This window comes from Ruminococcus callidus ATCC 27760, from assembly GCF_000468015.1.
GTDB lineage: Bacteria > Bacillota > Clostridia > Oscillospirales > Ruminococcaceae > Ruminococcus_C > Ruminococcus_C callidus.
On the sequence record NZ_KI260422.1, the window covers coordinates 1 to 6,719 of the forward strand.

Below are 6,719 nucleotides of genomic sequence, written 5' to 3' on the forward strand. Positions count from 1 at the left end.
CTGTCGCACAATCTTTGTGCGGTATTGCCCTAGGCTCCCTTGAAAGGGCACCCGAAGGCTGACTGAGGGATTTTCACGTGAATCTAAAATTACAAAGATTTTGTAAGCAGATCTTCTTCGCCACCCGCTTACGAGCACAGCCCACCACGCTGATAGAATCCTGTCTGGATCAGATAGGTGCAGCCGCTGAGGAAGTGATACCGTTCCCCGATGGGGCAGAGAATGATCGCCTGTGCGAAGTCCTTGCCAGCGAATTCTGCCGCAGCTTTGCGGATCTGTTCCAGATGCTCCGGTGTGAAGCCGAAACCGTACAGGTTGATATGCTCTGCAAAATACAGGCAATATAATGTATGGAGCATGACGCAGAACTGCTTGATAGTTTCGTCTGCAACAGGCTGCAAGGCGGTGTCCGTTTCTGCCGCAGCCAGCAGGGAAGCTGGTGTCAGACGGGAAAGGTCACCCTCCAGTGCAGCGTACAGTGTCGGAGTCTGTTCTTCGGAAAAGACCGGACGGATTTTTTCCGCCACTGCTGCCGCGGACAGTTCTGCCCGCACGCTGCCCTTGGGGTAGCCCTCCAGCCGAGCACCGGCAGGGTTTACACAGATGTGTTCCACAAAGGCATCATCGGAGCCGGCAGGCAGAATGGGAGCGTTGCCGCTGACGGGAATGGCACGGTAACTGCCGCTGTCCCAGTACAGAAAGACCTGATTTTCCGCCTTGGCATGCAGGTCGCCGTAGTGCACGCCTGCCATGGCGAATTCGGTGACGGCACTGTTGATGTATACCGGCAGGCGGGTGCTGTCCTCCAGTGCCTTTTGCAGCACCGGAAATGTCGGACAGCCGGTGTCCGTTGTACTGCCGCCCATCATTTCAAAAGCGGAGGGCATGATGCCCACGCCGATGCCCAGCAGGTTTTCGTAGGTCAGGCAGCTGTTCTGGAGCATTTTTTCCAGTGTGGTTCCCAGCAGTTCCGCCAGTGCTTCCGGTGTCATGTCGGCTTTGTGAGTGATCGACTTCTTGTCCAACGCCGCCGCGTTCAGGGTGGTCAGACCAATGGAAATTTCTTTTTCGTCCACATAGATGCCGATCGCGAACTTGTAGGTTTCGTTGATGTCCAGCAGGATCTTCCGTCTGCCCTTTCGCACCTCGGCATTGGGGTTGACCGGCTCTTCGCCCACTTCCTGTAAAATGTGCTGGTCGATCATTTCGTTGGTGATAATGGTGACAGCCGCACGGGTGATGCCCAGAATTGCCGAAATGTCCACGCGGGAGATCGGCCCCTGTTCCCGAACAACTTTCAGGATCTGCATGCGGTTTCGCCGTTTCAGATCCAGTTTACTGATGCCACAGTCATTCATGCTTCTTCTTCCTCTTTCAAATTCTGAAACCGTTTTTTTGATGAACGGTTTCGTATGGTTTCGCAGGGATTTCCTGCGGATATTCCGAAAAATTTCGGGGAGTTTCGATGCGGTGCCGCGGTTCGCTTTGTGCGGTATTGCCCAAGGAATCGCACATACATCGTTCCGATTTATCTATTTTATCATATAGCATTTAGATTTGCAAGCCGCCCGCGGACTTTGCTTAAAAATTTACAAAAGCGACACGAAGGAACGTTTCTGGCTGAAGCACTGAAAAAAATCGGAAAATTTCGTGACACAAAGTGATGCCTGTCACGGAGAAACCACATGATTTTGTGTACAAACCGAAATCAACCTTGATTTCTCGATGCGATTTGTTCATTTTTGGGACGATTGTAAGTACACTGGAGCCTCCCTTGAAATAGGTAGGGAGAACGCCCACATCGCCCCGCGGACTTGCCTGAGGACAGCAATTTTCTAGGGCAGCCATATCGAAACCGTCCGGCGGAATTCGCTCGTTCCTCGCTGTCCGCCTGGGCTTGCCAACGCCGATTGTTGCCCTTGCCGGTATCGGTAATGTTGATATTCAGGTGTTTTCTGGTGCAGGCGGGTAACTTTTATTTTAACGTCACCAACGAACTTGACAATTCTGCAAAAATCCTGTATAATAAAAAGAAATCAACTTTTCAATCATGGTATTATGCAGAATGTTCATAGGGTGTTGCATTCTCTACACGAGCTTTATGCACTGCTTTCCAACAGCAGAATTTGAACGATATGGAGCCCGAACAGACGAAATCGCTGTTCCGACAAGAGAGGACTGATAAGATGAAAAAAGAAAAACTGTTGCATTCTACAAAGATCCAGCAAATGATCGCACAATATAAACACGACATGCAGCTGGTAGACCAGCTGACCGCAGATGCAGAACCCCACTACGAGATCGAACAGGAACTTTATAAAAAGTACGAAGTCAAGCGTGGTCTTCGCGATCTGGACGGTAAAGGGGTACGTGCCGGTCTGACCACGATCAGCAAGGTGTCCGCTACCCAGATCGTAGACGGCAGGGAAGTTCCCGCAGCCGGACAGCTGTTGTACCGCGGGATCCCCATTGAACAGCTGGTGCAGGGCTTTATTACCCACGACCGCTTTGGCTTCGAGGAGATCGTCTATCTGCTGCTCATGGGACATCTGCCGAAAGCCGACCAGCTGGCACAGTTCAAGGGGCTGCTGACAGACTATCAGGAACTGCCCAACCACTTTAACAGCGGCGTTATTATGAAGATGCCCAGCGACAATATCATGAACACAATGGCAAAGTGCGTGCTGGCACTTCATGCCTATGACCCCAAGCCCGATGATACCAGCCTGCCCAACGTGATGCGGCAGTGTATCCAGCTGGTGTCCCAGTTCCCGTCGCTGGCGGTGTTCGGCTATCAGGCTTCCATGTACTTCCGCAACGACAAAAGCATGTTTATCCAGAAGCCTGACCCGAAGCTTTCCATTGCGGAAAACATTTTGTATATGATGCGTCCGGACGGCAAATATACCCGTCTGGAAGCAAAACTGCTGGATCTGTGTCTGGTGCTCCATGCGGAACACGGCGGCGGCAACAACTCCGCATTCACTGTGCACGTGGTTTCCTCCTCCGGAACGGACACCTATTCCACCGTTGCTGCAGCACTGGGCTCTCTGAAAGGACCGAAGCACGGCGGGGCGAACATCAAGGTCATGGAGATGTTCGAAGACCTGAAGCAGCACTGCCCCGACTGGGAGGACGAGGACGCTCTGCGGGAATATCTCAAAGGGCTGCTCCGCGGCGAGGGCTTCGACCACAGCGGTCTGATCTATGGCATGGGACATGCGGTGTACTCCGTATCCGACCCCAGAGCCGTGATCCTGAAATCCTTTGTGGAACAGCTTTCCGATGAAAAGGGCTGCCACGCTGAGTACCAGCTGTACGCCACCGTGGAACGCCTTGCCAAGGAAGTTATCACCCAGAACCGGAAGATCTATAAGGGCGTTTGTGCCAATGTGGACTTCTACAGCGGCTTTGTATACCGCATGCTGGGACTGCCTATGGATTTGTTCACGCCGATCTTCGCCATTGCCCGCATTGCCGGCTGGTCGGCACACCGGCTGGAAGAACTCATCAACTGCCGGAAAATTATCCGTCCGGCATATCTCTCTGTGGCAGAGCCGCAGGAATATGTACCGCTGGAAGAACGATAAGAGGAAAATCTGCAAGCAGATTGCGTGCAAAGCCGTCAGGCGGGCTTTATGCGGTGTTGCCATAATATATTCACGGATGCTTTCTCTGGCTGACGGCCGAAAGGAATTTCTGTGGTTTTTTTCGAAAAACACTTGCAATTTCTGTAAGAGTATGCTATAATACAAATATCTGATGCGTTGACATCAGGACGGATTCCGGAATATAGGTGTGCGGGTCCTGTGCAACAAAGCACCGTGAACCATGTCAGGCGGGGGACCGAGCAGCATTAAGCGGATGTGTTTGTGTGCCGCAGCAAACCTGCACACCTATGTTCCGGAATCTTTTTTGCTGGGAGGTGTAAGGGTTGTATCAGGCATTGTATCGGAAATGGCGGCCGCGGTCGTTTGACGATGTGATCTCGCAGCCGCATATCACAACGGCTCTCCGGAATCAGATCCGTGAGGAAAAGACAGCCCACGCCTACCTGTTTACCGGTTCCCGCGGCACGGGAAAAACCACCTGTGCCCGCATTCTGGCGAAAACGGTCAACTGTGAACACCGCACGCCGGAAGGAAATCCCTGTCTGGAATGCGATATCTGCCGCGAAGCAGAACGGGGAGCCCTTTCTGACATCGTGGAGATCGACGCGGCTTCCAACAACAGCGTCGAGGACATTCGCGACCTGCGGGAAGGCACCGTCTATCTGCCGGAACGCTGCCGGTATAAAGTGTATATCATCGACGAAGTGCACATGCTCTCTCCCAGTGCGTGGGGAGCATTGCTGAAAGTCATGGAAGAACCGCCGGAATACGTCAAGTTTATTCTGGCGACCACGGAAGTCCACAAGGTGCCGGCGACCATTATTTCACGCTGCCAGCGGTACGACTTCCACCGGATCCGCACTGCGGACATTGCGGCACGGCTGGAATATATCGCCGGCGAGGAGCAGCTTTCGCTGGAGCCGGAGGCGGCACAGCTGATCGCTCACCTGTCTGACGGCGGTATGCGTGATGCGTTGTCCCTGCTGGATCAGTGTGCGTCCGGCGGCGAAGCGATCACCGCGGCATCTGTTACGGCGGCAGCCGGCGTTGCCGGTCGGGACAGTGTGTTCGCCATTCTGGAAGCAGTGCAGGCACAGGACGCGGCAAAGGCACTGGAATACACCGGTGCCCTCTACGACCAGTCCAAGGACATGGTGCGGCTTTGTGACGAACTGCTGGAACAGCTGCGGAATATGATGCTGCTGAAAGCCGGCACGGGACAGCCGGATCTGCTGACCTGTCTGCCGGACGAGCTGCCGCGGCTGGAACAGCTGGCACAGAAGCCCTCGCTGGATACGATCCTGTGGCAGATCGCCCAGCTGCAAGACTGTCGGGAACGCATGCAGCGAAATCAGAACAAGCGTGTGGAACTGGAAATGCTGTTGTTGCAGTTGGCAGTGCCCAAGGTCGCTGTACCGGTTTCGCCGGCAGTGACAGCGGCTCCTCAGCCGGCACAGCCTGCCCCGCAGCCTGCTGCGGCACCCCAGACCACACAGTCTGCACCAGCAGCCGAGCCTGCTGCGGCAGAACCGGAACAGAAGCCCCTGACGGCGGCAGAGATCCAGCCGGTCAACAACTGGGCGGATATTCTGGCGGCATATCAGGCAGTGAATCCGGCGGTGTCCGGCAGTCTGGCGGAGTCTTCGGCTTATGTTGCCGGAAACAACCTGCTGATCGTGGCAAAGAACCGGTTTTTCCTCACCCTGCTGAAGAATAAGGAAAATGCACTGTCCCTGCGGGAAACTGTCAAGCAGTTCCTCGGGGCAGAGTACAATATCCGTGCCAAGTGCAGCGAGCCGGAGGAACAGACCTCCAAGGCACAGAATCTGCTGCAAAAGGCAATGGACAGTCATCTGGATACGGCAGTGGAAGAATGATAGAAGCCTGCCTGACAGGCTGGCGTAAGTGATGAAGTGAAACCCGCATTTTTACCAATGCGAAAAGATATGAGTTTATACTGAAAGGAAAGATTTTCTCATGAGAGCAAGATTACCGAAACAGAATCAGGGCGGTGCCCAGAATATGAACGCAATGATCCGTCAGGCACAGAAGATGCAGGACGAGATCTCCGAACTGCAGGAAGACATCGAGAGCCGTGACTTTACTGCAACCGCAGGCGGCGGTGCAGTCAGCGTTACCGTTACCGGCAAAAAGACCGTAAAGGCTCTGGAGATCAAGCCGGAAGTGGTAGATCCGGAGGACATCGAGATGTTGCAGGATCTGATCATCAGTGCTGTGAACGAGGCAGTGAATCAGGTAGAGGCAACCACAGAATCTGAAATGAGCAAGATCACCGGCGGTGTTTCTCTCCCGGGCTTGTTCTAAGGGAACAGAATGGCTGGTTATCACGCACTCCCGCTGGAACTTCTGGCGGAGGAGTTTGCAAAACTGCCGGGCATCGGGCTGAAATCGGCACAGCGTCTGGCGTATTCGATCATTTCCAGACCGGAGGAGGACGTGGAACGCTTTGCCAACGCTCTGCTGTCGGCGAAGCGGGACATTCACTATTGCCCCTGCTGTCAGAATCTCACGGAAATGGAACTTTGTTCTGTCTGTGCAGACGAAGAACGGGATCACAGCCTGATCTGCGTGGTAGAGAGCCCGAAAGATGTGACGGCACTGGAACGCACGGGGGAATATACCGGCGTGTATCATGTGCTGCACGGGCTGATCTCGCCGATCGACGGCATTACGCCGGACAAGCTGCGGATTCGGGAATTGCTGGCACGCTTGCAGGACGGCAAGGTGCGGGAAGTCATCATGGCGACCAATCCCACTGTAGAGGGCGATGCCACGGCGATGTATCTGGCACAGCTGCTGGAGCCGCTGAAGGTCAAGGTCACACGGTTGGCGTTTGGGCTGCCGGTAGGCGGTTCGCTGGAATACGCCGACGAGGTGACACTGTTCAAGGCACTGGAAAACCGGACGGCAATGTAACAGCACTGCCGCAAGACAAAACGAAAATATTTCGCCCTGTTCGTGGGGGATTCTCCGCAGGCAGGGCGATTTTTTTATTATACGGGCGGGGTTTTGGTGAAATCTTTTACTCATGTTTCAGGTTTCGCAGAAGAAACCCCTCAGTCAGCCTGCGGCTGCCAGCTCAGCACA

At 54.2% G+C, this 6,719-nt stretch carries 5 protein-coding genes and 1 other RNA gene; 5 read left to right on the plus strand and 1 reads right to left on the minus strand.

The window, feature by feature from the left end; genetic code table 11:
• Positions 1–128: 128 nt before the first annotated feature.
• The gene (locus RUMCAL_RS09375) at positions 129–1,358 is read right to left on the minus strand and encodes a winged helix-turn-helix transcriptional regulator (RefSeq protein WP_021682536.1); all 1,230 of its coding nucleotides are present in this window, start codon (positions 1,356–1,358) and stop codon (positions 129–131) included.
• An 894-nt stretch (positions 1,359–2,252) separates the two neighbouring features.
• On the opposite strand from RUMCAL_RS09375, the gene RUMCAL_RS09380 reads away from it, so the two are divergent.
• The 5 genes from RUMCAL_RS09380 (at position 2,253) to recR (ending at position 6,548) form a co-directional block, all read left to right on the plus strand.
• Entirely contained in the window at positions 2,253–3,590 is a 1,338-nt protein-coding gene (locus tag RUMCAL_RS09380) for a citrate/2-methylcitrate synthase (protein ID WP_242823504.1), read from the plus strand.
• Positions 3,591–3,798: 208 nt separating this feature from the next.
• An RNA gene (ffs, locus tag RUMCAL_RS14680) (signal recognition particle sRNA small type) lies at positions 3,799–3,897 on the plus strand.
• Positions 3,898–3,934: 37 nt separating this feature from the next.
• Entirely contained in the window at positions 3,935–5,488 is a 1,554-nt protein-coding gene (dnaX, locus tag RUMCAL_RS09385) for a DNA polymerase III subunit gamma/tau (RefSeq protein ID WP_040647766.1), read from the plus strand.
• 100 nt (positions 5,489–5,588) lie between these two features.
• The gene (locus RUMCAL_RS09390) at positions 5,589–5,936 is read left to right on the plus strand and encodes a YbaB/EbfC family nucleoid-associated protein (protein ID WP_021682541.1); all 348 of its coding nucleotides are present in this window, start codon (positions 5,589–5,591) and stop codon (positions 5,934–5,936) included.
• Between the two features lie 9 nt (positions 5,937–5,945).
• A complete protein-coding gene (recR, locus tag RUMCAL_RS09395; protein WP_021682542.1) occupies positions 5,946–6,548 on the plus strand; it encodes a recombination mediator RecR in 603 nt (200 codons plus the stop codon).
• Positions 6,549–6,719 lie beyond the last annotated feature (171 nt).

What these genes read in the sequence shown, in the direction of transcription:
- RUMCAL_RS09375 (WP_021682536.1), bottom strand. Translation starts at nt 1,358, where the DNA reads ATGAATGACTGTGGCATCAGTAAACTGGATCTGAAACGGCGAAACCGC.
- recR (WP_021682542.1), top strand. Translation starts at nt 5,946, where the DNA reads ATGGCTGGTTATCACGCACTCCCGCTGGAACTTCTGGCGGAGGAGTTT.
- RUMCAL_RS09380 (WP_242823504.1), top strand. Translation starts at nt 2,253, where the DNA reads ATGCAGCTGGTAGACCAGCTGACCGCAGATGCAGAACCCCACTACGAG.
- RUMCAL_RS09390 (WP_021682541.1), top strand. Translation starts at nt 5,589, where the DNA reads ATGAGAGCAAGATTACCGAAACAGAATCAGGGCGGTGCCCAGAATATG.